This is a genomic window from Micromonospora sp. NBRC 101691 (assembly GCF_030269285.1).
In the GTDB taxonomy this organism is placed as follows: domain Bacteria; phylum Actinomycetota; class Actinomycetes; order Mycobacteriales; family Micromonosporaceae; genus Micromonospora; species Micromonospora echinospora.
Genome location: NZ_BSTB01000031.1, coordinates 29,707 through 56,460, shown reverse-complemented (window position 1 = coordinate 56,460; position 26,754 = coordinate 29,707). Strand labels below are relative to the sequence as shown.

The 26,754-nt window shown below is 73.7% G+C and carries 20 protein-coding genes and 1 pseudogene; 11 read left to right on the top strand and 10 right to left on the bottom strand.

The genetic code is table 11. From position 1 onward, the window contains the following. Positions 1-133 precede the first annotated feature (133 nt). Positions 134-1,495: pseudogene (locus tag QSK20_RS30765) on the top strand (amidase); the annotation flags it as partial. An 80-nt stretch (positions 1,496-1,575) separates the two neighbouring features. Here QSK20_RS30765 and QSK20_RS30760 read toward each other — a convergent pair. Genes QSK20_RS30760 through QSK20_RS30745 form a run of 4 tightly spaced genes read right to left on the bottom strand, consistent with a single transcriptional unit; the run spans position 1,576 to position 12,071 of the window. Continuing rightward, positions 1,576-1,848 (bottom strand): acyl carrier protein, encoded by a 273-nt coding sequence (locus tag QSK20_RS30760; protein ID WP_285792126.1) that lies wholly within the window; start codon positions 1,846-1,848, stop codon positions 1,576-1,578. Continuing rightward, complete coding sequence (locus tag QSK20_RS30755; protein ID WP_285792125.1) at positions 1,848-4,979, bottom strand: non-ribosomal peptide synthetase; 3,132 nt, start codon at positions 4,977-4,979, stop codon at positions 1,848-1,850. The genes QSK20_RS30760 and QSK20_RS30755 overlap by 1 nt, the downstream gene beginning before the upstream one ends. A 26-nt stretch (positions 4,980-5,005) precedes the next feature. Next, complete coding sequence (locus QSK20_RS30750; protein WP_285792124.1) at positions 5,006-6,520, bottom strand: class I adenylate-forming enzyme family protein; 1,515 nt, start codon at positions 6,518-6,520, stop codon at positions 5,006-5,008. 1 nt (position 6,521) lies between these two features. After that, complete coding sequence (locus QSK20_RS30745; protein WP_285792123.1) at positions 6,522-12,071, bottom strand: non-ribosomal peptide synthetase/MFS transporter; 5,550 nt, start codon at positions 12,069-12,071, stop codon at positions 6,522-6,524. Positions 12,072-12,334: 263 nt separating this feature from the next. On the opposite strand from QSK20_RS30745, the gene QSK20_RS30740 reads away from it, so the two are divergent. The 7 genes from QSK20_RS30740 to QSK20_RS30710 all read left to right on the top strand — a co-directional run bounded on the left by QSK20_RS30740 (position 12,335) and on the right by QSK20_RS30710 (position 18,456). Further along, the gene (locus QSK20_RS30740) at positions 12,335-13,747 is read left to right on the top strand and encodes a condensation domain-containing protein (RefSeq protein ID WP_285792122.1); all 1,413 of its coding nucleotides are present in this window, start codon (positions 12,335-12,337) and stop codon (positions 13,745-13,747) included. Between the two features lie 20 nt (positions 13,748-13,767). Continuing rightward, entirely contained in the window at positions 13,768-15,159 is a 1,392-nt protein-coding gene (locus QSK20_RS30735; protein ID WP_285792121.1) for a condensation domain-containing protein, read from the top strand. A 276-nt stretch (positions 15,160-15,435) separates the two neighbouring features. Next, on the top strand, positions 15,436-15,681 hold the full coding sequence (locus QSK20_RS30730) for a hypothetical protein (RefSeq protein ID WP_285792120.1): 246 nt from the start codon (positions 15,436-15,438) through the stop codon (positions 15,679-15,681). Between the two features lie 90 nt (positions 15,682-15,771). Next, positions 15,772-16,134, top strand: a complete 363-nt coding sequence (locus QSK20_RS30725; protein ID WP_285792119.1) for an ArsR/SmtB family transcription factor — start codon at positions 15,772-15,774, stop codon at positions 16,132-16,134. Then, positions 16,131-16,625, top strand: coding sequence for an SRPBCC family protein (locus QSK20_RS30720; protein ID WP_285792118.1), 495 nt, complete (start codon positions 16,131-16,133; stop codon positions 16,623-16,625). The genes QSK20_RS30725 and QSK20_RS30720 overlap by 4 nt, the downstream gene beginning before the upstream one ends. 211 nt (positions 16,626-16,836) lie before the next feature. Beyond that, positions 16,837-17,280 carry a hemerythrin domain-containing protein gene (locus QSK20_RS30715; RefSeq protein WP_285792117.1) on the top strand — a complete coding sequence of 148 codons (444 nt, stop codon included), beginning with the start codon at positions 16,837-16,839 and terminating at the stop codon, positions 17,278-17,280. A 489-nt stretch (positions 17,281-17,769) separates the two neighbouring features. Then, positions 17,770-18,456: a hypothetical protein gene (locus QSK20_RS30710; RefSeq protein ID WP_285792116.1), complete on the top strand. Its 687-nt coding sequence runs from the start codon at positions 17,770-17,772 to the stop codon at positions 18,454-18,456. Here QSK20_RS30710 and QSK20_RS30705 read toward each other — a convergent pair. The 4 genes from QSK20_RS30705 to QSK20_RS30690 form a co-directional block, all read right to left on the bottom strand. Then, a complete protein-coding gene (locus QSK20_RS30705; RefSeq protein ID WP_285792115.1) occupies positions 18,453-19,274 on the bottom strand; it encodes a shikimate dehydrogenase family protein in 822 nt (273 codons plus the stop codon). The two genes, QSK20_RS30710 and QSK20_RS30705, sit on opposite strands and share 4 nt — an antisense overlap. Positions 19,275-19,299: 25 nt before the next feature. Next, positions 19,300-20,220: an ROK family protein gene (locus QSK20_RS30700; RefSeq protein WP_285792114.1), complete on the bottom strand. Its 921-nt coding sequence runs from the start codon at positions 20,218-20,220 to the stop codon at positions 19,300-19,302. Between the two features lie 8 nt (positions 20,221-20,228). Continuing rightward, positions 20,229-20,582 carry a DoxX family protein gene (locus tag QSK20_RS30695; protein WP_285792113.1) on the bottom strand — a complete coding sequence of 118 codons (354 nt, stop codon included), beginning with the start codon at positions 20,580-20,582 and terminating at the stop codon, positions 20,229-20,231. Positions 20,583-20,651: 69 nt separating this feature from the next. Then, a complete protein-coding gene (locus QSK20_RS30690) occupies positions 20,652-21,083 on the bottom strand; it encodes a type II 3-dehydroquinate dehydratase (RefSeq protein ID WP_285792112.1) in 432 nt (143 codons plus the stop codon). Positions 21,084-21,654: 571 nt separating this feature from the next. On the opposite strand from QSK20_RS30690, the gene QSK20_RS30685 reads away from it, so the two are divergent. From QSK20_RS30685 to QSK20_RS30675, 3 genes are read left to right on the top strand one after another with little or no spacing between them, the layout of a single operon-like run. Continuing rightward, the gene (locus QSK20_RS30685) at positions 21,655-22,818 is read left to right on the top strand and encodes a DegT/DnrJ/EryC1/StrS family aminotransferase (RefSeq protein ID WP_285792111.1); all 1,164 of its coding nucleotides are present in this window, start codon (positions 21,655-21,657) and stop codon (positions 22,816-22,818) included. Beyond that, the gene (locus QSK20_RS30680) at positions 22,815-23,939 is read left to right on the top strand and encodes a Gfo/Idh/MocA family protein (protein ID WP_285792110.1); all 1,125 of its coding nucleotides are present in this window, start codon (positions 22,815-22,817) and stop codon (positions 23,937-23,939) included. Before QSK20_RS30685 ends, QSK20_RS30680 begins: the two co-directional genes overlap by 4 nt. A gap of 31 nt (positions 23,940-23,970) precedes the next feature. Continuing rightward, on the top strand, positions 23,971-24,666 hold the full coding sequence (locus QSK20_RS30675; protein WP_285792109.1) for an HAD-IA family hydrolase: 696 nt from the start codon (positions 23,971-23,973) through the stop codon (positions 24,664-24,666). Positions 24,667-24,811: 145 nt separating this feature from the next. Here QSK20_RS30675 and QSK20_RS30670 read toward each other — a convergent pair whose 3' ends face one another. Continuing rightward, complete coding sequence (locus QSK20_RS30670) at positions 24,812-25,843, bottom strand: 3-dehydroquinate synthase family protein (RefSeq protein WP_285792108.1); 1,032 nt, start codon at positions 25,841-25,843, stop codon at positions 24,812-24,814. Further along, positions 25,840-26,661 carry a hypothetical protein gene (locus QSK20_RS30665; protein ID WP_285792107.1) on the bottom strand — a complete coding sequence of 274 codons (822 nt, stop codon included), beginning with the start codon at positions 26,659-26,661 and terminating at the stop codon, positions 25,840-25,842. Before QSK20_RS30665 ends, QSK20_RS30670 begins: the two co-directional genes overlap by 4 nt. Positions 26,662-26,754 lie beyond the last annotated feature (93 nt).

The following is a 26,754-nucleotide window of genomic DNA, read 5'->3' as shown; positions in this document are numbered from 1 at the left end:
CCGCCTGATGGCTGCCCGCCTCGCCGGTGAGGACATCGAACCGCAAGGCCCCATCGAGACCGAAGCAGCCCGACGCCTCAACAACGAACTCAACCAGAAGTAGCCCTCCAGTTACCCAACACTCTCTGAGGCCGCGGTGCGGTCCGACGATCGGTACCGGCAGGGCCGGCCACGGATGCTGGAGGGGCTGACCTTCGGCGTCAAGGCGCTGTTCGACTTCCTGGCGGGCGTCCCCAACGACTTCGGCTCCAAGCCGATGGCCGACCTGGGGTTCGTGCCGCCCTTCACCGCGGTGTACGTCCAGCGCGCACTCGACGCGGGCGTGGTGGTGCCGGGCAAGACCAACACTCCCGAGTTCGGCCACAAGGGCACCACCGACAACAAGGTCCACGGCCCGACAGGCACCCCGTTCGACCCCCGGTTCAACGCCGGTGGCTCCAGCGGCGGGGCGGCTGCGGCGGTGGCCTCCTTCATGACGGCCCTCACCCAGGGCTCCGACGCGGGCGGCAGCGTTCGTATCCCGGCGGCCATGTGCAACATCGCGGCACTGAAGCCAAGTGTCGGCCGCTGGCCGCAGGATGCCCCGCCGATCGCCGCGGCACCGTTCTTCACCCCCGGGCCCATGGCACGGACGGTGGCGGACGTGGCCATGCTGATGCAGGCGATCAGCGGTCCCTCCGAGGGCGACCCGTTGAGCATGGACGGTTTGCTGGACTACGTCGGCGCGTTCCGGGCGGGCGTGGACGGGAAGCGTCCGCTCGCCGGCAGGCGCATCGCCTACTCACCGGACATGGACCTGTTCCCGGTGGAGGCGTCGGTCGAGCGTGTCGTCCGCCAGGCCCTCCAGGCCTTCGAGCAGGCCGGGGCAAGGGTCGACCAGGTGAAGCTGGGGCTCGACGAGATCCAGGTCACCGATCTGGGCGGCCGGAACCGACGGCCACTGACCAGCCAGCACTTCGCCGACACCTGGGTCCTCATTCAGGCCGGCCTGTACGGCCACGCCCGGGACCTGTTCCTGGAGTTCGGCATTCCGATGGACCTGCGCGAGCACAAGGAGCAGCTGACCCCGGAGTTCGCCGCCATGCTCGACCGGTCGGAGCGGCTTCTGGCCGAAGAGTACCGGCACCTGGACTTCCTGCGCGCCGACGTGCTGCACAAGCTCAACATCGTCCTGGGGACGTACGACTACGTCGTCACACCGACGGTTGCCGTCGTGGGCGTCCCGAACGCGGACGACGGCAACACCCTCGGCCCGTCGGCGATCAACGGTGTCGCCGTCGATCCGCAGATCGGCTGGTGCCTGACCTATCCGGTCAACTTCAGCGGCCATCCGGCGGTGAGTCTGCCGGCCGGCTTCGCGCCGAACCCCCTCGGGGGCCCGGATCTGCCGGTCGGCTTGCAGGTCATCGGTCGGATGAAACGGGACGACGAGGTCATCACCGCCGCTGCTGCCTACGAGAGGCACAACCCCTGGTACCACCGTTACCCGCGATAGTCGGGAACGGCTCGTCCATCCGAAGGGGTGCCGCCTCGCGGCCGCGAGGCGGCACCCCTTTCCGTGCCGGCTGCTCCCGCCTACCGGACGGCCGCGCTCTGCTCCGGGCGGGCCTCGGCCACCAGGGCGGCCAGGTCGTCCAGCGTGTCCAGACCCCGCCCCGGGGCCTGGAAGTCGACCTCGACGCCGTACTCCAGCTCGATCGCGTCGACGAGACGCAGCAGACCCAGCGAGTCCAGGCCCAACGCGACCATCGAGCCGCCGGCCATCAGGTCGGCGACGGACACCTCGCCGCCGGTCGCCGTGCTGACCAGCTCGGCGACGCGTTGCCGCAGCTCGGGGGTGGCACCCATCAGAACTCCTTTCCGGACTGCCGGATGATTTCGGCGATCTCCGCGATGGTAGGGGTGTCGAAGAACGCGTCCAGCGGCACCTCGACACCGAGTCGTTGCACGATGCGGCCACTGATCCGGGTGATCGTCAACGAGTGCCCGCCCAGGTCGAACAGGTCCTCGTGCGGGCCGATGTCCGGGATCTTCAGCACGTCCTGCCAGATCTCCCGGAGCGCTTCGACCAGCGGGTCGGCATCGGTCGCCGGCTCGATGGCGACCGCCGTGTCGCGGGCGGACGGCGCGGGCAGCGCCGCCCGGTCGACCTTGCCGTTCGGCCCGACCGGCAACCGGTCCAGGACCACCCAGTCCGTCGGCAGCATCACCGGGGGCAGGGTGAGCGCCAGGTGCCCGCGCAGGTCGGCCGGCTCCGGCGCGTCCGCTCCGGGCCGGGCCACCAGGTACGCCACCAGGCGCGGGTCGCCGTCGACCGGGTCGTGCAGCAGCACCACCGCCTCGGCGACCGTCGGGTGTTCCAGCAGCCGGGCAGTGATCTCGCCCAGCTCGACCCGGTGTCCCCGGATCTTGACCTGGTCGTCGGCCCGGCCCAGGTAGGCGATCCGGCCGTCCGGCAACCAGCGGCACCGGTCCCCGGTGCGGTAGATCCGCTCGACGCCCCCGGTCACCCCGACCGGACCGTCTGCCCCGGCAGCCGCGTCGTCCGGGCCGAGAGCCACGGTGACGAACCGCTCGCCGGTCAGGTCGTCGCGGCCCAGGTAACCGGTGGCCAACCCGGCACCGGCTAGGCACAGCTCACCGGGGAGTCCCACCGGCACCGGTCGCAGGTCGTCGTCGAGCAGGTAGGCGCGGGTGTTGGGCAGCGGCCGGCCGATGGTCACCTCGTCCGGATCGGCCGGGATGTCGGCCATGGTGGCGTAGATCGTCGCCTCGGTCGGGCCGTACCCGTTGACCAGCCGGTCCACCCGGGCCCGCAGGTCCCGGGCCAGTGTCACCGGCAGCGCCTCGCCACCGGTGACCGCCACCAGCGGCTCGGGCGTCACCGCGTCCGGGGCCCCACCGAGTCCCGCCTCCAGCAGCACCCGCCACCCGGACGGGGTGGCCTGCACATGGGTCACCCCGGCGTCCCGGACCAGCCGCAGCACCCCGGACCCGTCGAGCGCGCTCACCGCCGAGGCGACCACCACCCGGCCGCCGGTGACCAGGGGCAGGAGGATCTCCACCCCGGAGATGTCGAACGACAGCGAGGTCAGGTGCAGCCAGCGGTGCTCCGGCCGGCTGTCCAGCGTGTCCCGGACCGCCAGCAGCAGGTTCGCCAGCGCGCCGTGCCGGACCGCGACCCCCTTCGGACGGCCGGTCGAACCGGAGGTGTAGAGCACGTAGGCCAGGTCGTCGGCGGTCGGCGGGTCGGCCGGCGGCACGTCGCCGCCGACGGGGGCGTCCAGGTCGACCCCGTCGAGCACCAGCACCGGCCGGGTCGGGTCGAGCCGAGCGGCGGTGGCGGCGGTGGTCACCACCAGGGCGGGGGCGGCGTCGGCGAGGACCAGCTCCTGGCGGGCCACCGGGTGACCGGGGTCGACCGGCAGGTACGCCGCGCGGCGGCGGAGCACCGCCAGCAGCGTCACCACCGCCGACCAGGACCGGTCCAGGGCCACCGCGACCAGGGTGCCCGGGCCGACCCCCCGGTCGCCCAGCAGCCCGGCCAGCCGGGCGCTGGCCGCGTCGAGCTGGGCGTACGTCAGCGTCCGGTCGCCGTCGACCACGGCCACCGCGTCCGGGTCGGTGCGGACCCGCTCGGCGACCAGCGCCGGCACGGTGGCGTCGAGCGGGTACGCCCGCCCGGTGTCGTTCCAGGACCGCAGCACCCGGTCGCGTTCCCCGGCGGGCAGCAGCGGCAGCCCGGCCACCGGCTGCCCGGTGTCGGCGACGACGGCGGCGAGCATGGTCCGCAGGTGCCCGCCGATGCGGGCCACCGAGTCGGCGTCGATCGCCGCCGGGCTGTACTGCAGGCCGACGGTCAGCCCGGTCGGGGCGTCCACGATCTGCACGTGCAGCGCGTTGCGGGCCGCGCCGCCGAACAGCGTCCACTCGACGCTGCTCGACACGCCGGTGAAGGTCGGCTCCGCGCCGCGCCGCCGGTAGCCGACCGAGACCGGGGTCAGCGCCGGTGCCGGCCGCAGCCCGGAGACCGCGTGGGCCAGCGGCACGTCCCGGAACCGGTACAGCTCGCGGAGCCGGGCCCGGACCGCGCGGACGTACCCGGCGACGTCGCCGGTGGCCGGGGCGACTCCGACCGGCAACTCGTTGACGAAGAGCCCGACCTGGTCGGCCTGGGCGGCGGTCCGGGTGGAGAGTCCCACCCCGACCGGCACGTTCCGGTTGCCGTACCGGGCGAGCAGCGCGTGCACCACGGCGAGCAGCAACTCGAACCGGGTCACCCCGAGCGACCGGGCGGTCCGGTCGACGTCCGCGACCAGTTCACCGGAGAGGTCCACCTCGACCGTCGCGCCCGGCTCGGCGGCGGTCGGCACCCGCCGCAGGCCGGGCAGGACCACGTCACCGGGGCCGGACCAGTGCCGCTCCCAGTACGCCCGGGCGGCCGGCAGCCGGGCCTCCACCCGTTCCCGCTCGGCGGTCGCGTGTGCCGGGTACCCGTCGTCGGTCGGCGCCAGCTCGGCCGGCGTGCCGGTGAGCGCGGCGGCGTACGCGGCGGCCAGGTCCCGGACCAGCACGTCCTTGCTCATCCCGTCGAAGACCAGGTGGTGCGCGGCGACCAGCAGCAGGTGCGTCCCGTCCGCCCCGGTCAGCAGCGTGAACCGGGACAGCGGCCCGGTGGCCGGGTCGTGACGGCGGGCGATCTCCTCGGCGATCCGGTCGTCGGTCAGCTCGCCGAAGGTCACCGCCGGCCGCCCGTCGGCCGGGACGAGTCGCGGCGTGCCGTCGTGGTCGGCGACGACCCGGGTGGTCAGGACCGGATGCCGCGCGGTCACCGCCGCAACCGCCTCGACCAGCGCCGTCCGGTCCAGCCCGACGCCGAACCGGACGCCGAGCGCCATGTGGTACGCCGTGCCGGCCACCCCGGCCTGCTCGGTGAACCAGACGGCGTGCTGCGCGTATGTCGCCTCGGCGGTGCCCACGTGCTCTCCCAACGATCTTCGGGTGGTCAGTTGTCGAACTGGCTGGTCAGGTGGCGCTTGAGAACCTTGCCGCCCGCGTTGCGGGGCAGCTCGTCGACCAGCAGCACCCGCGACGGCAGCTGGTAGTCGGCGAGCCGGTCGGCGAGGAAGCCGCGCAGCGCGGCCAGGGACAGCTCGTCCGGGGCCGTGCCGGCCCGGGGCACCAGCACGGCGGCGACCGCCGAACCGAGCACCGGGTGCGGCACCCCCACCACGGCCGCCCCGGTGATCCCGGGGTGCTCGTGCAGGGCCGCCTCGACCTCCAGGGAGGAGATCTTGAACGCGCCGGACTTGATGACGTCCTGGTGCCGGTCGGTGAGGTACAGATAGCCGTCGGCGTCCAGCCGGCCGACGTCGCCCATCCGCACCCACCCGTCCCGGAAGGTGGCCCGGTTGGCCGCCTCGTCCCGGTAGTAGGCCCGGGGATGCGGGGCCCGCAGCCACACGTCCCCGGTCGCCCCGGCCGGCAGCGGAGCCCCGTCGGGGTCGGCGATCATCAGCTGCCCGCCGACCGGACGGCCCACCGCGTCCCGCCGTGCCGGGTCGTAGATCATCGTGGTCTGGGCCGGGGCCGCCTCGGTGGACGTGTAGTAGTTGACGATCGTGGCCTCCGGGAGGGCCGTCGCCAGCCGGGCCGCCACCGCCGGTGGCAGCGCCGCCGCGGTCGACCCGACCAGGTGTACGCCGGACAGGTCCCGGTCCCGCAGCGCCCCGGAGTCGAGCAGTTCGATCGCGATCGACGGCACCACGAACACCGTCCCGACACCGGCCGTCTCGATCAGCCGGGCGAACCGCAGCGGGGTGAACCGGGGCAGGGTGAGCGCGGTCGGCTTGGCGGTGAGCGCGTTGAACAGCATCGTCTGCCCGGCGTTCGTGCCGATCGCGAAGGCGTGCAGGAACCGTTCGGAGTGGGCCAACGCCAACCGCCGGACGTGGCCCGGCGCGCCCACGGTCAGGTTGGCGTGACTCGCGCCCACCCCCTTGGGCCGGCCGGTCGTCCCCGAGGTGTAGAGGATCTGGGCCAGGTCGGTCGGGTGGACGGTCGGCAGTTCCACCTCGTCGCCCCGCTCGGCGCGCAGCTCGGCCACGGTCCACACCGGCACGCCGGCAGGCGCCGGCGCGGGGGCCTCATCCCCGTGCAGCAGCGCGCCCGCCGCGCAGTGGGTCAACGCGTGGTCGAGCTGCCCGGCGGCGAGCCGGTCCGACAGCGGCACCGCCACCGCCCCGGCCCGCAGCACCCCGCAGTACGCCACCGCGTACTCCGTCCAGCCGCCGGGGCCGAAGAGCAGCCCCACCCGGTCGCCGGGGCGGATCCCCCGGCGCAGCAGCGACCGGGCCACCGCGGTCGCGCCGGACTCCCACTCGGCGAAGGTCAACGCGGCCACCCCATGCACCTCGACCGCCACCCGGTCCGGGTGCAGGCCGTAGCGCCAGGTCAGCAGCTCGGGCACGGTCCGGGCGGCCGGTGGGGTCGGCCGGCGGACGGGCGTCGTGGCGGTCATGTCAGGCCGCCCTCCGGGCCGTCACGTCGCCGGTCGCGGCGCCGACGGGCGAGGGGTGGACCCCGGCGGCCCGCGCCTGCCGGGCCTCGATGCCGATCAGGTCGTCCGGTGGGGCGTCCGGCACCTCGTCGTCGAACCGGGCCAGCACCGGCGTGCGCAGCGACACCAGCGCGGTGAGCGCGATGCACCCGCCGAAGACCAGGTAGAGCAGGGCGATGCCCCGGCCCGGCCCGACTCCGATCACCGCGCCGACGCTGCCGGCCAACGCGCCACCGGGCATCAGCAGCGGCTCCAGGGCCTGCGAGGCGAACGGGGCGATCACGCCCCAGCCCAGCGGCATGGTGGACCAGGCCACCATCTGGTTGAGCGCGAACACCCGGCCGTGGAACCGGGGCGGCACCTTGGTCTGGATGATCGTGTTGTAGACGCCGTTGACGATGCCGAGCGCGAGGTAGATACCGAACGCGCCGGCAGCGACCGTGACCAGGCTGGGCCGCAGCCCGGTGACCAGGCAGGCCACCGCGATGCCGAGGGTGCCCAGCAGCACCGCCCGCATCCGCCGGCGGCGGGGGCCGCCCCAGACGAGCATCACCAGGCCGCCGACGGCGGCGCCGACCCCGCCGGTCAACGCCACCTGGGCCACCTCGGCCAACTCGGCGAAGCCGAGCACCAGCGGGGAGAGCAGGTAGAGCACCGGGAACAGGAACAGGTTCAGCGCGGCGAAGAAGACCAGCATGGAGCGGAACTCGCGGCGGCGTACCGAGTAGCGCAGACCGCCGAGGATCTCGTCGCCGATGCCCTCTCGGCGTTGCAACGCCAGCGTCCGGGGGAACCGGAGGAGCAGCAGCACCCCGATCGCGAACACGTACGACACGACGTCGATCACCAGGATGCCGGCGAGGCCGACCGCCTCCAGCAGGGCCACCGCGATCAGCGGCACCAGGAACTGGGTGATGCCGGTGGCGGTCTGGGCCAGTCCGTTGGCGTGGCCGAGGAAGCGTTTCGGCACCAGCTGCGGTACGGCCGAGACGAACGCCAGCCGTTGGAACGACAGGGCCACCGAGAGCCAGCCCACCAGCACGTAGAAGTGCCAGACCTCGATGCGGTCGGTGAGCACCAGCGCGGCCAGCGCGGCGTTCGCCGCCCCGGCGGCGGTGCCGGCCAGCAGCAGCACCTTCCGTCGGCTGGTGCGGTCGATCAGCGCGCCGGCGATCGGGGCGACCAGCAGGCCGGGCACCAGACCGAGCACGGCGAAGAGCGCGAACCGGGCCAGGGACCCGGTCTCCAGGTAGATCCAGAGCGGGATGGCGAAGTTGGTCAGCGCGGTCCCCGTACTGGACACGATCTGACCGGCCGCGACCAGGCCGAACCGGGCCATGCTCGGCTGCGGGTCCCGGTCGGCGGTCCGGCGGCGACCACCGGACCGCCCCGGCCGGTCCGGCGGCGCGGCCGGGGCGGGCGACGGGGCCGGTCCGCGCCCGCGATCGGACACGGCGGCCAGCGTCCAGGGTGGGTCCGAACCGTCCGGCACGGACGCCCCGGACCCTCCGGCCACGTCGGCCGGGGACGGGCCCTCGACGCCGGCGGGGTCGGCGAGCCGGTGGTGCACACCGGTGACGATCTCGGCCAGCTCCCCGGCCCGGTACTTGAGGAAGTAGTGCCCGCCCTCGTCGATCACCGCGAGCGCGGTCCGGTCGCTCAGGAAGTGCCACTCCCGGAACCGCTCCTCGTGGAACTCGGTGCCCCGGTCCCGGTCGCCGACCACCGAGATCACCGGTGCCCGCAGCGGGGTCACCCGCCGTTCCATCAGCTCGGTGAAGTACTCCTCGGAGACCTGGGCGTCGTGCCGCATCGCCCGGATCAGGAACGCCACCTCGTCCGGATCCAACGCGCCGATCGACGTGCCCTGGGCCTGCAACCAGGTGCGGTAGATCCGGTCGCTGCGGATCCGCTCGGACAGGCGCAGGCGCAGCAGCGGCCCGAGCACCCCGCCCACCGGCCGGGCGAAGGGGAACACCGCACCGAGGTAGACCGCGGTCAGCTCCCGGCCGGCCGCCTCCAACCGCCGGGCCACCTCGACCGCGAGGGCCCCGCCGGGACCGCAGTGCCCGTAGAGCACCAGCGGACCCTCGACGCGGGCGAGGATCTCCGCGACCACGTCCCCGGCGACCTCGTCGATCGGGGCCGGGTCGTCGGCCAGGCCGATGTCGTGGCCGGGCATGGAGACCGACAGCAGCCGGTAACCGGGCGGCAGGGCGTCCGCGAGCGGCTGGTACACCACCGCGCTGCCGCCGCCGTACGGGACGCAGACCAGGGTGGCGACCCGTTCGGCGACCGGCACCGGCGGGGTCAGCTCGTGCAGCAGGCCGACCGGCTCGGCGTCGGTCGCCGACACCCGGGCGGCGAGTTCGCGGACCGTCCGGTGGCGGAACAGGTCCATCACGCTGACCCGGGGCGCGGCGCCGTCGGCGGGCGGCAGCTCCCGGCGCAGCCGGGCCACCACCTGGGTGGCGAGCAGCGAGTGCCCGCCGAGGTCGAAGAAGTCGTCGGTGGCCCCGACCTCCGCCAGCCCGAGCACCTCCCGCCAGATCCCGGCGACCAGGTTCTCCACCGGGCCGACCGGGGCGACCCGCTCGCCGGCCGGCGTCTCGACGGTCGGCTCGGGCAGCGCCCGGCGGTCCACCTTGCCGTGTTCCTGCAACGGCAGCTCCGCCAGCCAGACGAACCGCTGCGGCACCATGTGGTCCGGCAGCCGGTCGGCGAGCGTGCGGCGCAGCTCGGCTGCCTCCGGGGTGTCCGCGCCGGGCACCGGCTCCAGGTAGGCCACCAGCCGGTCGTCGCGCAGCACCACCACCGCCTGGCGTACCGGCGGGCAGTCGCGCAGCGCGGCCTCCACCTCGCCCAGCTCCACCCGGTAACCGCGGATCTTGACCTGGTGGTCGGTGCGCCCGAGGAACACCAACTGCCCGTCGGCCCGCCACCGGCCGAGGTCACCGGTGCGGTAGAGGCGGGCGCCGGGCGGTCCGAACGGGTCGGGCACGAACCGCTCGGCGGTCAGCCCGGGACGGTTGAGGTAGCCCCGGGCGAGCCGGTCCCCGCCGAGGTGGATCTCGCCGGGCACCCCGATCGGCACCGGACGCATCCGGTCGTCGAGCACGTGCACCCGGGCGTACGGCAGCGGCCGACCGGTCGGCACCGGTCCGCTGTCGTCCCCGTCGGCGGTCACCTCGTGGGTGGCGATGCCGACCGTCGCCTCGGTCGGTCCGTAGTGGTTGAACACCCGCGCCGTGCCGGCGGCGGCCAGTGGCCGTACCCGCGCCAGGTCGGAGGCCTCACCGCCGAGGATCAGCGCCCGGGCCGGCAGCAGCTCGACCGGCTCGGCGTCGGCGGTCAACGCCGCCAGGTGCGACGGGGTGATCTTCAGGTAGTCGATCCGGTGTTCCCGCAACTGCTCGGCGAGTTCCGCGCCGGTGCCGCGCCGGGGAAGCAGGTGCACCACGCCACCGGTGGCCAGGGCCAGGTAGAAGATGGTGACGCTGAAGTCGAACGACATCGACTGGAGCAGCGCGTAGCGGCCGGCCGGGACGACGCCGAACCGGTCGGCCACCCCGTCGAGGTAGCGCAGCACCTGCCGGTGCGCCACCGCCACCCCCTTCGGCGTGCCGGTGGACCCGGAGGTGTAGATGACGTAGGCCAGGTTCCCGCCGTGGACGTCCACGTCCGGCGCGGTCTCCGGGCAGCCGGCCACCTCCCCGGCGATCTCGTCGAGGCAGGCCGGGGCCGCCGGGACCGGGATCGCCGGGTCGGTCGGGGTGAGGCGGTCGCGCAGGTCGGCGCTGGTCAGCACCACCGTCGGCCGGGCGTCGGCGAGCATGGCGGCCAGGCGGTTCGGCGGCTGCTCCGGATCAAGCGGCAGGTACGCCCCGCCGGCCCGCAGCACGCCGAGCAGCGCCACGGCCAACTCCGCCGACTGCTCCAGCAGCACGCCGACCAGCGCGTCCGGGCCGACTCCCCGGGAGCGCAGCCAGTGGGCCAGCCGGTTGGCCCGGCGGTCCAGGTCCCGGTAGGTCACCGTGTCCGGGCCGCAGACCACGGCCGGCGCGTCCGGGGTGGCCGCCACGTGCGGGGCCACCAGGTCGGCCAGCGTGGTGGCGGTGCCGGTCACCGCGACGGCGGGCGTCGTCGGCGCGTCCGGCGCGCTGAACGCCAGCACCCGGTCCCACTCGCCGGCCTCCAGCAGGTCCAGGTCGACGACGGGCAGGTCCGGGCGGGCCACCGCCGCGCGGAGCAGGGTGGTGAACCGCTCGGCCAGCCGGTCGACGGTGGCCGCGTCGAACAGGTCGGTGTTGTAGACGAACATCCCGCGCAGGCCGTCGTCGACCTCGCCGAGGTACAGCGACAGGTCGAACCGGGCGGCGTTGCCGTCGGCGCCGAAGCCCTCGGCGACCAGCCCGTCCGGCCACCGGCTCCCGCTGCCCCGCTCGTAGTTCTGGAGGGTGAACAGCACCTGGAAGACCGGTGACCGGCTCACGTCCCGGGTCACGTTCAGTTCCTTGACCAGGCGCTCGAACGGCACCTCCTGGCGCGCCAGCGCCTTGACCACCGTGGTGCGGGTCCGGCGCAGCAGCGTCGCGAAGCTCGGCTCCTCACCCGGGAAGTCGGCGGAGGCGGCGCTCGGCGAGAGGTCGGCGCGCATGGCCAGGGTGTTGACGAAGAGCCCGATCAGGCTCTCCAACTCGGGGACCACGCGGCCGGCCACCGGTGAGCCGATGGCGAAGTCCCGTTGGCCGCTGTGCCGGAACAGCAGCGCCTGGAGACCCGTGAGCAGCGTCATGTAGAGGGTGGCCCGCTGGCCCCGGGCCAGCCCGCGCAGCCCGGCGGTGAGGTCGGCGTCGATCCGGAAGCGGTGGGTGGCCCCGGCGTACGTCTGCACGGCCGGGCGGGGCCGGTCGGTGGGCAGCTCCAACGCCGGCACCCCGGCCAGCGTCCCGGTCCACCAGGCCAGCTCGGACCCGGCGTCCGGCCCGTCGACGCGGGCGCGCTGCCAGGCCGCGTAGTCGACGTACGAGACGGTCGGCGGCGGGGGCACCGGACCACCGTTCCGCAACGCGCCGTAGAGCGTGGCGATCTCGGTGAGCAGCAGGTCCAGCGACCAGCCGTCGCTGACGATGTGGTGCATGGCCAGGTGCAGCACGTGGTCGTCGTCGCCGAGCCGGATCACCAGCGCCCGGAGCAGGGGAGCGGCGGCCAGGTCGAACGGGGTGCGTGCGGACTCGGCCACCAGGGCACGGGCGGTCGTCTCGTCGACCACGCCGGTGACGGTGACCGGCACCTGCACCGCGGGCACCACCTCGACCACCGGCTCGCCGAGTTCGTTCTCGGTGAACCGCATCCGCAGGCTGTCGTGCCGTCCGGCGGTGGCGTCGATGGCGGCGGTGAGCAGGTCCGGATCGAGGGGACCGGTCAACCGCAGCGTCGCGTAGACGAGGTAGCCCGCCGTACCGGGGGTCAGTTGTTCGGTGAACCAGATCCGCTCCTGACCGAACGACAACGACGGGCTCGCCCCGACGGTGTCGGGAATCCCATTCGAGGAGGAACGGACAACCCGGGCCGGAAGGTCTACATTGGTCACGCGGCGAGGCCTTACGTCGATGGCGGGCGAGGCAAGCAGTGTGCCGAATGCAAACGACGCATGTAATCAACTGAACGGCGCACCGACGGACGCCTGTCCGGCGTGGGAAAGAGCCCCTGACGTGCACTGTGGAAAGCCCGAACGAGCGATCCGGGTGGCAGTCCGTCGTTTTACCGTCAGGAATGCGATTCGCGGATGCCGTGGTGCCGGCCGAGTGGGCCACCGAGACGCTGGTCCTGGCGGAGTTCGGCGGTGGGCGTACCGAAACGGCCCCGACGACGTGGGCACAGGGCGTCATGTTCCGGGCCGCCGCACGGTCCGGCTGGAACCACCGGTTCCTGAACCTGCGCCGCACCGTGCCGGTGTCCGGACGGGTCCGCGCGGACCTCGCCGGCGTGACCCGTGCGATCGGAGCCCTGGTCGGCCGGCACGGTTCGTTGCGGACCCGGGTCCGGTCGGTCGACGGTGGGTTCCGGCAGGAGACCGCGGCGGCCGGCCAGTTGCCCCTGCTGGTGGTGCCCGGTGCGGGGGACGGCGTGGCGGCGGCCGGCGTGGTGGCCGAGCGGCTGGCCGACGTCGCGTTCGACCACGCGGCCGAGTGGCCGCTGCGGGTCGCCCTGGTCACCGTCGACGACCGGGTACGCCAGATCGTGATCGTCTTCAGTCACTCGACGGTGGACGCTCACGGGGTCGAGGTGGTGCTCCGGGACCTGCGGCTGCTCCTGTTGCGGGGGGAGATCACCACCCCGCCCGGTCCGCAGTCGGCGCAGGTGGCCCGGGACCAGCACGGGCCGGACCAGGACGGTTCCGCCCGTGCGGTGGAACACTGGGCGCGAGGGCTCGCCCAACTGCCGCAGCCGCCGATGACGCCCACCCACCCCGAACTGACCCCGCGACTGCGCCGGGGGACGCTGGTCTCCCCGGCCGTCGACCGGGCGGCCCGGCTGCTCGCCGCCCGCCACCGGGTCAGCGCCTCCACGGTGCTGCTGGCCGCCACCACCGCGTTGGCCGCCGGCCGCGACGGGTCGTCGGTGTGTGGTCTGTTCACGATGGCGCACAACCGTTTCCGCGCCGAGTACAACGACGCGGTGGCGAATCTCGGGCAGATCGGAATGTGCGTGGTCGACCTGGGCGACCGGCCGGGTTTCACCGAGTTGCTGCCCCGCGTCTGGCGCGGTGCGCTGGCGGCGTACCGGCACGCCTATTACGACCCGGTAGCCCTGAGGCATCGTTTACTGGCGGACGGTCACGACCCGAGCACCGCATTTCTGCCGTACTACTATTTCAACGACGTGCGGCTGGCCGGCGGAAGCGCCGGAATGGCCCCGACGGTGACCGAAAGCGACCTGCGCGCCACGATGGCGGAAAGCACCTTCCGGTGGGTCGACGGCATGGCCCGGGCGGCCTGGCACCGGCTGGTCCACGTCGTCGACGAGCCAGGGGCGGTGGGCGTCACGGTCAGCGTCGACACCCGGTTCGTACCTGCCGAGTCGGTCGAGCCGTTCCTGCGCGACCTGGAGGACCTGCTGGTCACAGCGGTCTTCCGGGAGGTGTCCTGGCCCTGGACGCCCTCGTCGCGCGTCCTGCCCCGTTGAGGGCCGGGGTAACCTGAGTGGTGCTCACATCCCAACCCACGGACCAGCCTGCGGCGTGCACCGAGGAGGTGGCGTACGCGGACTTCCACGGCGGCCGGGCCGCCACCGGGCCGCTGACCTGGGGGCAGCGCGCGATGTGGCGGGCGGTGGTGGAATTCGAGTCCAACCGGCACAGCTTCCTGAACCTGCGCCGCACCCTCGCCGTCTCGCGGCGGGCCGGGGTGGACCCGGCGCGGGCGGTACGCGCGCTCGCCGCGCTGGTCGGCCGGCACGAGTCGCTGCGTACCCGGGTCCGCCCGAGCGACGGCGAACTGCGCCAGGTGGCCGCCGCCGAGGGACGACTGCCGGTGCTGGTGCACACCGTGCCGGACGCCGGGCCCGATCCGGACGGGCAGGTGGCAGCCGGCACGCTCGCGGCGCGGTTCGGTGACCCGCGCTTCGACCACGCCGCCGAGTGGCCGCTGCGGGCCGCCGTGGTGGTCGTCGACGGGCTGGTCCGACAGGTCGTCGTGGTCTTCAGCCACTCCACCGTCGACTTCCACGCCACCGAGACGGTGCTCCGGGACCTGCGGATGCTGCTGTTGCGCGGGGCGGCGCCCAGCCCGCCGGGTCTCCAGTCGCTGGACGTGGCCGACCGCGAGCGGGTCGATCGGCGACGGTCAGACCGGGCGGTGGCGTACTGGCTCCGGCAGTTCCCCACGCTCGGGGCGGGCAGCTTCGCCGAACCGGTGGCTGCCGGGCTCACCCCGCGCTACCGGCGCGGCGCGCTCACCTCGCCGGCGATCCACCACGCGGCCCGGCTGCTCGCCGCCCGGCACCGGACGAGCAGCTCCACCGTCCTGCTCGCCGCCACCGCCGCCGCGCTCCGGGCCGGCGGCGGCCCGGAGGCCGACGGCGGGCCCGGGGCCGTCGGCATCTTCACGATGGCCAACAACCGCTTCCAACCCGAGTACGACACCGCGATCAGCAAGCTCAACCAGATCGGACTCTGCCGGGTCGACCTCACCGGCCGACCGGACTTCGCCGAGTTGTTGCGGCGGGCCCGGCAGGCGTCGTTGGACGGGTACCGGCACGCCTACTACGACCCGCTCGCGCTCGCACAGGCCTTCGCCGACCACGGCTACGACTACGGCACGGCGCTCGCGCCGTTCTGCTACCTCAACGACATCCGCCTGCCCCACGACGTGCCGTCCGACGTGGCCGGACCGGATGAGTCGACGCTGGGCACCGCTGGCTCCTTCCGCTGGCTGGAGGAGTTGGACCGGTTCGCCTGGCGCTGCCGGATCCAGGTGATGGACGCGCCCGGCGCGGTGGAACTGGCGGTCACCGCCGACACCGTCCACCTGCCAACGGACCGCGCGGAACGGCTGCTGCGGGACATCGAGGACCGGTTGGTCCAGGCGGTGCGGTAGACGCCCTGACCGCGTGCCGGACGGCCCTTCGGGGGGCGGGGTCGACGCTACGTTCGACGAGACCTGCCGGCGCTGGGTCACCTTGACGACAGCGCTCACGTACCCTTTTGTGCGTTGATGAGCCTGGATTCCACAGGTGCCGGACGCAGGCGGTGGGCCACACGTTGGACAGCGCCCCTGAATGCCTCCGAGGCTGCCTTCAAGGACCTCCGGCCAGCCACCGACCGCCTCAACGGCCAGGATCAGCCGTCGACTCGACACTCCAAGGAGGCGTCCATGAGTGAATGCCCGAAGTGCGGCAGGCGCAAGGACTCAGGCGAATGCATGTACTGCTGGGGCCTGGAGGCGGGGGCGGACTATCACGCCGGAAAAAGGGATGTGCGAATCCCCAACACCAACCTGAGGCGAAACGTGGACACCGGAGCCGTCTCCAACCCGAATTCGGGCTGCGTGGTGCTCGCCGTGCTCGCTCTGTCCGGGCTCATCCCCAGTGTGCTGCTGGCGCTGCAGGTGCTGATCTGAACCTGCCGTCGAGGGGCGCGGCCGGCGACGCGCGTCCCGGGGTCCACCTCCGGTGCCCTGATCCGTAACCCATAGGTTACGCTTTCGGGCGTGGACGAGGTGGTCGAGGCGATCGCGGATCCGATCCGCCGCGACATCCTGGAGATGTTGCGGGACGGGCGGCTGGCCGCCGGCGACATCGCCGCCCGCTTCCCGGTCAGCAGGCCTGCGGTGAGCCGGCACCTGCGGGTGCTCCGGCGGGCCGGCCTGGTCCGCGACGAGGTGGTCGGCCGGCAGCGGTTCTACCGGCTGGAGACCGGGCCGCTCGCCGCGCTGGTCGAGTGGCTCGCCCGGTTCGACCGGCCGGGCGGCTGGGAGCACCGCCTCGACGCGTTGGAGACCGAGGTGTACCGCACCCGCCGGGAACGGCGTGGCCGCCCCGGCCACGCCGCCGGAGAAACGAGGACCGCATGAACCGCCTACCCGTCGGCCGGTTGTTCCGTACGGACACCGGCAGTGACCTGGTGCTGACCCGTACCTTCCGCGCCCCGGTGGCGGACGTCTGGGCGAGCGTCACCGAGCCGGAGCGCACCGCGCGCTGGTTCGGCCCGTGGGAGGGGGACCCCGGGACCGGCCGCACCATCCGGGTGCAGATGGCGTACGAGGAGGGAGAGCCCTGGTGCGACATGCTCATCGAGGCGTGTGAACCGCCCCGCCGGTTGGCCGTCGCGACGCTCGACGAGCAGGGCTCGTGGCGGCTGGAGATGCTGCTGTCCGAGGTCGACGGGGTCACCGAGCTGCGCCTGGTGCACCACCTCGCCACCGAGGAAGCGATCGGCGAGGTCGGCCCCGGCTGGGAGTACTATCTCGACCTGCTGGTCGCCGCCCGCGACGGCGCGGCCCGGCCCGGTTTCGACGCCTACTACCCGGCGATGAAGCCGTACTACGACGGGCTGCGCTCCTGAGGGCCCGCGGCAGTCGCCGTCGACCGCGTCAGTGGATCGAGGCTCAGCGTGCGGGACGCCGCAGTGTGCGTGGTAGCGTCAGCCCCAGCGTCGCGTGCCGGTGGCAGACCGTGTCAGGCATGGAGGCGCCGGACCGAAGGGAACACGACGACGATGATGATCGTTGTCCCTTCGCCCTCCACGTATGCGTGAGGGCGAGACGAGCAGGCTGGTGGCCTGGCATCGAGAGTTGCGCGACGTTCACGACAGGTTGCGCGACGCACTGACCGTGACCCGACAGGCCCTGGCCGCTGGTGAGTCGGCGGAACCGGCGACCAGAGACCTGCTGCTGTTCTGCCACGGGTTCTGCGCCGCCCTGACCGCTCACCACGAGGGTGAGGACCGCGAGCTGTTCCCGGCGATCGCCGAGCAGTATCCCGAACTGCGCGAGGCGTTGCGTTACCTGCGACAGGACCACTCGATGATGGCTCATCTGCTGGCCGGGTTGCAGGACGCCGTGACGCGGGCTGCTCCGCCCGCCGAACTAGAGCGCCATCTGGAGGGACTGGAGGCGATCATGGAGTCGCACTTCCGCTACGAGGAGCGTCAACTCCTCGCCGTGCTGAGGACCCTCGACCTCGACGCGGACCCCGGCACAGTCCTGGGACCTCTGTAGCCGCCTCACCCACCCCGACGCCGTCGCATCGCCCCGCATCGTCCGTCGCCCCGTCGATCATGGAGTTCGGGCACCAGCCAAACCTCCACAAAGGCCGTCAGCCGGGCGCCGAAACTCCATGATCGACGGGGCGGGCATCGCTGCTGCCGCGCGGTGCCAGCCGGGTCGCCGGTCCACGTCTCTGCGGTCCCTGGCGCACGCCGACGTGCTGCCGGGACGCTCCCGCATGTCGCGCGATCGCGTACGGATTGCGCCTGGTCACGTACCTGGTTGTCGTGTCTCGTCACGCAGCCTTGAGGCTTCGTGGCTGCCTGAGGTGCGATCCGCTCGGCGTGTCGTGTATCTGAGCTGTCATGACTGAGTGCGGTTCGGCTCAAGCGTCTCCGAGGAGGGCTTCATGTCGTGAGTCGCATCGGCGCGGGTCGACTCGTTGTTCCAGCGATAACTCCATCGGCCACGGTGACTTGTCGATGCCGTACGTTGGTCGCCATGACGCGGTCCGAGGTGCTGCATGATCTGCTGGACAACGGCCGGGACCACGACACCTCGCGGCTGGAGAAGATCGCTGTCGACCTTGGCCTACCCGTGGCCGATGTGCTCGTGGTGGGGGGCCATCCAGTGCCGGGGCATCTGCTGCCGCCGGACCGGGACAAGGACGTCATGGGTGCGTTCACCTACCGCGTGACGTTCTGCGACCACCCGCAACTGGCAGCCCTGCGCGAATTCCTGCTCGCGATGCCGGACGAGGGCGCGGCACCCGAGCCTGGGCCGGCCCGCGATCCGACGGCCCCGGACCCGTTCCCCGCGGTCCTGGCGGGCCTCATGCGTAACCGAGGCTTGGGGCTGCGAGAGTTCCCGTTCGTCGGGCTCTCGATGAGCACCATCAGGGGCATGCTGGGCGGGAGGTCCCACCGGCTGTCGCAGTTGCAGGCGGTGGCCGGGCCGTTGGGCTGGAGCAAGGAGGACCTGGCCACCCTCGCGGGCGAGCCGCTGCTGCCCCTCGAACACGGTCCCTGGTTCTGTCGCCACCTCGGCGCGGTGTTCCTGGCCGCCGTCCCCCGCACGACAGAGCAGTTGGTGCGCGCCGCCCGTGAGGCGGACCGGCTCAGCGCGCGCGAGGACCACGGCGCCTGGCAACCGGTCGCCCCGCGCGTCCACGACTGCCCGGACGCCTAGAGATCGAAGAACTCCAGGTAGGCGTCGATCTGGTGGCCGAGCATCGGCAGTCCGGGTTGCGTGGGCAGGCCACGGAGGTACGCCGCGCGCAGCAGCGCCGTCTCCGCCGGGGTCATGATGATGTCGGCGACCACGGCGTGCGTCGGCAGCCCGGTCACCGGGAACGGCAGCGGGTCGCCGGGACGCAGGCCCAGGGGAGTGGCGTTGACGGCGAGGTCGACGTCGTCCAGGAGCGGGTGGGCCGAGGTGCTGACCCGTCCCGGGTAGACCGGCGACAACCGCCTGTGCAGCGTGTCGAGCCGTCCGGGGTCGGTGTCGACCAGGCGCAGCGCGGCCGTCCCGGCGTCGAGCAGCGCGACCGCGATGGCGCTGCCCGCGCCACCCGCGCCCACCACGCACACCCGGCGACCCCGTGGGTCGTGCCCGGCCTCGACCAGGCCACGGACGAACCCGTCGCCGTCGAACGTGTCGGCCGTCCAGGTGCCGTCCGGCTCGCGGCGCAGCGCGTTGGCGCTGCCGGCCAGGCGGGCACGGTCGGTGACCCGGTCGGCCAGGGCGAGGACGGCCGCCTTGTGCGGCACGGTCACGAGAAGCCCGTCCAGGTTCGCCATCTGCCGCAGGCCACGCACCACCGGTTCGAGGTCGGCCGCCGTGACGTGCACCGGGACCAGCACGGCGTCCGTACCCCGGCGGGCGAGCACCGGGTTGAGCAGGCCGGGCGCGCGGACCTGCGTGATCGGGTCGCCGAGCAGCGCGTACAGCCGGGTCGTGCCGCTGATCGCCGGCACGGCCGTGACGGGGGCGTCGACAGCGGTCATCGGAGAGGTTCCTTCCGGGTGTGGTTCACCGGGAGCCGGTGCCGCCGGTCGTCGTCAGGTCACGGGCCAGCCAGAGCGCGCCGTGCAGCGAGGAAAGCCCGCCGAGGGCGGCGGCCCGCACCGTCGGAGCCGGTCGTCCGGGGCGTCCCGCCTGCCGGGCCAGGTCGGCGACGAGCGGGACGAAGCCGGGCAGGCCGTCGGCGAAGCCGCCGCCCACCACCGCCACCGGAACGGCCAGCAACTCGCCGAGGCTCACCACCGCCGCGGCCAGCGCCGCGCAGCTCTCGCGTACCGCCCCGACCGCCCACGGACGGCGGTCCCGCAATCCGGCCCGCAACTGGTCGAAGGTGACCTCGCCGCCGTGCTCCCGGGCCGCCCGCCGCAGCGTGGCCGGGCCGGAGGCGACCGACTGGAGGCAGCCGGCGCGACCGCAGTCGCAGGGCACGCCGTCCAGGTCGACGACCATGTGTCCGACCTCGGCGGAGGCGCCGGCCGGGACGGGCCGGCCGTGCAGCACGATCCCGCCGCCGACCCCGGTGCCCACGCCGAGGTACACCAGGTCGTCGTGGCCGGCATTGCGGGCCTCGGCCAGCGCGGCGAGGTCACCGTCGTCGGCGTACCCGGTCGGGACGTCGGGGAAGAGCCGCCGCAGCGCGCCGGTGAGGTCGAGTCCGGTCCAGCTCGGCCGGCCCGGCCAGGTCAGGACCGTGCCGTCGGAGTCGGTGATGGCCGGCATCGCCATGCCGACCGCGCCGACCGGCCCCCAGGTGGCCCGCAGCGCGGCGACCTCCGCGTCGAGCGCCGCCAGGTCGCCGGCCGGATCGCCGCCGGACGGCCAGGCGAAGGTCCGCTCGTACGCGGGCCGCCCGGCCGCCTCGGCGCGCAGCGCGACCTTCGTGCCCCCGACGTCGACCCCCAGGACGCCGACGTGCGGCCGGTCGGTCACGACGGTGGTCAGTTGGCGAGGACGTGCATGACGGCGATCGCCGCCGCCGCCACGGCGAACGCCACCGGCACCACCGCCATCGGCACGGGGTCCTTGGCCCGGATGTGGTAGACGGCCGCGCCGATCAGCAGCAGGGTCAGCCCGACGGCCGCCGCGACGCCGATCGGCCACCAGAGCAGGCCGAGCAGCAAACCGGCGATCCCGGCGATCTCCAGGATGCCGATCGTCCGGGTGAGACCGGCCGAGACGCCGATGCGGGCCATCCGGTTGCGCATCTCCAGTTGGCCGAGGAGCTTCGGCAGCGCCACGGCGATGAGGACGGAGGCGAGGATGACGGTCAGGGTGATGATCGGGATACGCACGAAGCTGTCCTCAGGTCGGGGGAAAACGGACGGACGACCGTGCTGGCTCCGGCCGTGGAAGGGGATCGGTCACGCGACGGTGGCGACGAGCGCGCGGGCGGCCAGCCGGTAGCCCAGCGCCCCGAGTCCGACGATCACCCCGCTGGCGAGCGGCGCGAGCACCGAGTCGTGCCGGAAGCTCTCCCGCGCCCACACGTTGGAGAGGTGGACCTCCATCCAGGGGCGCGGGTAGTTGGCGAGCGCGTCCCGCAGGCTCCAGCCGGCGATCATCAGCGCGCCGGGATTGACGATCGCGCCGACCGTGTCGTAGTTGCCCTGGATGGCGCGGATCAGGGCGCCCTCGCAGTCGTGCTGCTCGGCCGTCACCCGCCAGCCGCGCGGCGTGACCTCCTCGGCGACCGCCCGCTCGATGTCGGCCAGGGTGTCGGTGCCGTAGATCTCCGGCTCCCGCTGACCGAGGATGCCCAGGTTCGGGCCGTTGAGCAGGAGCACGTTGGACACGGTTCACCTCGCGCGGAACGGTCCCGTCGGCGTGGGTTCGACGACGGGTCCCCGGCAGTATCGCGCCGGCGGCCGGCGTCGCCCGCGCCCGCCCACCCGAAACAAGGGGCGGATAGGGGCAGCTAGGGGAGCTGCCGTGGGTCCGGCTGCGGTGGTAGGAAGGGCCCCCTGCAGGTGAATTCTGCACTGCAGGGTGCCCCTGCAACCAACCTCGACGGCCGCCCGCGCCGCCACCGTCGGCGCGCGTCGTGGGCGTCGTTCCCGGGGCGCCGCAGGGCGGGCCGGGGTCGCCGTCGCAGGTCTACTACGCGGACGGCCGTCACACGCCGTCCAGTTGGCCGACTAAGGGGCGGTTAGGGGCCGTTAGGGGAGTCGAGCCGCCGGTCAGGTCGGTTAGCGTCCACCGCGAGCCAGGTACGTCGCCGCGATCGACGGTGGCGTCCGCCCCGAGAACCAGCCGGGCGGTGCGGGTCGTGGGTCGCATCCGACGCCCGGGATCGCGGGGCGGCGCGCCGCTGTCGACGAACGGCCAGTGAACCGCCGTTCCAGCTGGATTGGGAAGTGGGACATCATGAGTGGTCTGTCGGCGAGCGTGCCGGAGTTCCCCGAGTGGCCGCAGTTCGGTGACGAGGAACGGGCCGGCCTGATCCGGGCCCTGGAGCAGGGCCAGTGGTGGCGCGTCGGCGGCAGCGAGGTCGACACCTTCGAGGCGGAGTTCGGGGCGTACCACGGCACCCCGCACGCGCTCGCCGTCACCAACGGCACCCACGCCCTGGAGGTGGCCCTGGAGGTGCTCGGGGTCGGACCCGGCACCGAGGTGATCGTCCCGGCGTTCACGTTCATCTCGTCGTCGCTGGCCGCGCAGCGGCTCGGCGCGGTGGCCGTACCGGTCGACGTCGACCTCGACACCTACTGCATCCAGCCGGAGGCCGTCGCCGCCGCGATCACCGACCGGACCCGGGTGATCATGCCGGTGCACATGGCCGGGCAGATGGCCGACATGGACGCCCTCGACAAGATCGCCGCCGACGCCGGGGTCGCGATCCTCCAGGACGCCGCGCACGCCCACGGCGCGCAGTGGCAGGGCAAGCGCGTCGGCGAGCTGGGCTCGGTGGCCGCGTTCAGCTTCCAGAACGGCAAGCTGATGACCGCCGGTGAGGGCGGCGCGGTGCTCTTCCCCGACCAGGAGCTGTACGAGCGGGCGTTCCTCGTGCACAGCTGCGGCCGGCCGCGCACCGACCGCGACTACCTGCACCGCACCACCGGCTCGAACTACCGGATGAACGAGTTCAGCGCCGCCGTGCTGCGGGCCCAGCTGTCCCGCCTGGACAGCCAGATCGAGCTGCGCGAGCAGCGCTGGCCGCTGCTGGCGAGCCTGCTCGCCCAGATCCCCGGCGTGGTGCCGCAGGGCCGCGACGACCGGGGCGACCGCAACCCGCACTACATGGCCATGTTCCGGGTCCCCGGCATCGGTGAGCAGCGCCGCCGGGTCGTGGTGGACGAGCTGATCGCCCGGGGCATTCCCGCCTTCGTGGCGTTCCGCGCGATCTACCGCTGCGAGGGCTTCTGGCTCGCCGGCGCCCCGGACGAGACGGTCGACCAGATCGCCGCCCGGTGCCCGAACGTCGAGCAGATCCACGCCGACTGCATCTGGCTGCACCACCGTACGCTGCTCGGCACCGAGGAGCAGATGCACCAGATCGCCGCCGTGCTCGCCGACGTCCTCGGCGAATGACCGCCCCGTCGTCGGCCGCCACACCGGGGCGCGTCCGGGTCGCCGTGGCCGGCCTCGGCTGGGCCGGCCGGGAGATCTGGCTGCCCCGGCTCGCCGCGCATCCGCGCTTCACGGTGACCGCCGTGGTCGACCCCGACCCGGCGGCCCGTGACCGGGCGCGCGCGAACCACCAGGTCCCGTCCGCGTACGCCGACGTCGACGACGTCCCCGCCGACACGGTGGATCTGGTCGTCGTCGCCGTTCCCAACCACCTGCACGCGGGCGTGGCGGCCCGGCTGCTGCGCCGGGGCGTACCGGTCTTCCTGGAGAAGCCGGTCTGTCTCACCTCCGCCGAGGCGGCGGAACTGGCCGGGGCGGAGCAGGCCGGCGGCGCGGTGCTGCTCGCCGGTAGCGCCGCCCGCTACCGGGCGGACGTCCGTGCGCTGGTCGAGGCGACCGCCGACCTGGGCGCCGTCCGCCACGTCGACGTGGCCTGGGTACGGGCGCGCGGCGTGCCCGACGCCGGTGGCTGGTTCACCCGGCGGGAACTGGCCGGCGGCGGTGCCCTGGTCGACCTCGGCTGGCACCTGCTCGACACGGTGCTGCCGCTGCTCGGGCCGGCCCCGGTGGTGCACGCCGTGGGCAGCGTCTCCGACGACTTCGTCAACGACGACGCCGCCGGGGCGGCGTGGCGGGGCACGGCCAGCGACACCGGCCGGGCCCGGGGTGACGTGGAGGACACCGCGCGCGCGTTCCTGCTCACCGCCGACGGCGCCTCCGCCGGCCTGCACGCCTGCTGGGCCTCGCACGAGGCGCGGGACCGGACCACCATCGCCGTGCACGGCACCGGCGGCTCGGCGACCCTGCACTGCACGTTCGGGTTCAGCCCCAACCGGGAGCCGACGCCGGTGCTCACCCGGACCCGCGACGGCGAGACCGTCCGCCTGCCGCTGCCGGTGGAGCCGATCGGCGCCGAGTACGACCGTCAGCTCGACGTACTGCCCGACCTGCTCGCCGCGCCGGCCAGCCGGGGCGCGGCAGCGGCCGACGCCCGCCGGACCATCGACGTCATCGAACGGATCTACCGCTGCGCCCGGCCCACCGCGCCGACGTACGCGCTGGCGGGAACCCTCGACCGGTGAGAACCACCGGCGAACCCACTCGGGAGCAGCCATGAGCCATCCGCCGTCCACCCTCGAGGTCAGCACAGCCCCCGCGCGACCGGGGCCGATCCGGGCGGTCGTCTTCGACCTCGACGGTGTCGTGGTCGACAGCTCGGCGGTGATGCGCGCGGCGTTCAGCGTCGCCTACGCCGAGGTGGTGGGGCCGGGGCCGGCGCCGTTCGAGGAGTACAACAAGCACATGGGGCGGTACTTCCCGGACATCATGCGCCTGATGGGGCTGCCGCTGGAGATGGAGGAGCCCTTCGTCCGGGAGAGCTACCGGCTCGCCCACCAGGTGCCACTGTTCCCCGGCGTCCGGGAGACGCTGGAGGAGCTGTCCGAGCGGGGCATCCGGATGGCGGTCGCCACCGGCAAGAGCGGCCCCCGGGCCCGGTCGCTGCTGGACCTGCTCGGCGTGCTGCACCTGTTCGACCACGTGATCGGCTCCGACGAGGTGCCCCGGCCGAAGCCCGCGCCGGACATCGTGCTCCGGGCGCTGGAGCTGCTCGGGATGCCCCCGCACCAGGCGATGATGGTCGGTGACGCGATCACCGACCTGACCAGTGGACGCGACGCCGGGGTGACGACCGTCGCCACCACCTGGCACGGCGGGGACGTCGAGGGCCTGCTCGCCGCCGCCCCGGACCTGGTCGCGCACAAGCCGGAGGAACTGCTCGCCCACTGCCCGGCTGTGCCCGCCGCCTGACCACCCGCCCCGCTCCCGCCCGCCGGCTCCGCCCCGCCCCCGGCACGCTGCGCTCGCCCAGGGCGGGATGCTCGGTTGGTAGCAGGGGACCCCTGCTCATCAAAAAGCGGTAACAGGGGGCCCCTGCTACCAGCCAACCCCAGCCTCACATGTCGGTGAGGGCGGCTCGGACGGCGGTCTCGTCGACGTCCGCGACGAGTTCCGGGCCGGACGGGCCGTCGAGCACGAAGGACAGTCCCGAGGTGGACTTCTTGTCCCGCCGCATGAACGCCAGCAGGTCGTCGTGGTCCACCCCGTCGGGCAGCCGCGTGTCGAGACCGTAGCCGGCCACCACCGCCCGGTGCTCGTCGACCCGGTCGGTCGGGATCCGGCCCAGCAGACCGGCCAGCCGACCGGCGAACACCGTGCCCACTCCGACCGCCTCGCCGTGACGCAGCCGGAAGTCGGTGGCCCGTTCCAGCGCGTGCCCCAGGGTGTGGCCGTAGTTCAGGATGTGCCGCAGGCCGGCGTCACGCTCGTCGGCGGCCACCACCCGCGCCTTGAGCGCCACGCAGGCGGTGATCTGTTCGGTCACCGGCCGGTCGCGCAGCTCTCCGGCGCCGATGAAGTGGGCGCGGGCGATCTCCCCGTAGCCGTTGCGCCACTCGACGGCGGGCAGCGTGTCCAACTGTTCGGTGTCGCAGAGCACCGCGCGGGGCTGCCAGTACACGCCGACCAGGTTCTTGCCCTCGGGCAGGTTGACCGCGGTCTTGCCGCCCACGCTGGCGTCCACCTGCGCCAGCAGCGACGTCGGCAGGTGGATCACCGCGATCCCCCGGTGGTAGAGGCCGGCGGCCAGACCGACCACGTCGGTGGTGGTCCCGCCGCCGCAGGAGACCACCGCGTCGGCGCGGGTCAGTCCGAAGTCGGCGAACGTCCGGCACAGGTGCTCCACCGTGGCCAGGGTCTTGTCGTGCTCGCCGTCGCGGGCCGGCACGACGCGGTGCGGCACCCCCGGGTCCGGGGTCCACTCGGGTGGCCGGGCCGAGACCACCACGACCCGGCGGGCACCGATCCGGGCCACCTCCTCGGGCAGCCGGTGCCGGACCCCGGGGCCGACGAACACGGGGTAGCTCCGGTCGCCGAGGCGGACGTCGACACGGCCGGTCGCCTCGGGACCGTCGGTGCGGGTGTTCATGCGGCTGCGGGTCTCCTCGTCGAAGCGGGCGGGGCGGTCGGTACGGCGGGCGGGGGACCGTCCCGCCGGGCCAGCCGCAGCGCCATGGCGGCCAGCGAGTCGACGGCCGGGTCGATGCCCCACCGGCCGTGGGTGAGCTGGGCGTGCTCGGCGAGCAGGAAACCGCGTGGGGTGGCCGCGTGGTCCGCACCCATCACCTCGGTGACCCGGTCCAGGTAGCGCTGCCAGGCCGCCGCGACCGGACCGGTCGACGGCAGGTCCCCGGCGGCCAGGACGATCTTCTCGGCCCCGCTGTCCGCCTGGGCGGCGAGGTCACGGCGGCTCGCGGCGCTCAATGCGCGGCTGCGGTCCTGCCAGTGCAGGAAGAGGAAGGCGGGCCGGTCGGCGACCGGCATGAGGTCGCACAGGTGCCGCAGGTGCGCCACGGCCAGGGGCAGTTCCATGCCGGCCAGCCAGGGGGCGTCCCCGCCCAGCAGGGTCAGGGCCAGCTCACTGCCGGCCTGCGCCAGCGGCCCGCCGCGCGCGGCGTCGCGGACGGCGTACGGGTCCGGGGCCAGCGACGCCGTCGGGTCGCCGCCCAGCCGTCGACGGGCCGCGTCGAGGCCGACGTCGTTCGCGTGCAGGCCGACGCGGAGGCGTGGGTCGGTGGGGGGACCGAGTCGGTCGTAGAACCAGCGTGACGGGGGGTCGGCGGCACGCACGGCGGCGACCAGTCCCGCCACGACGGTGCCGACGAGCTCGGCCGCGCGGGCGTCCGGACAACCCCCGCCGGGTACGGCGAGGTGGGCGAACATCCAGGAGCGTTCCAACGACGGCACCTCGACTGGTCGGCGGGGCGGGCACGGGTGCGACGGTCCTCGGGCCACCCCATCATCGGCCGGCGACGCGCCTGGTCACCGCCTCCACGGGTG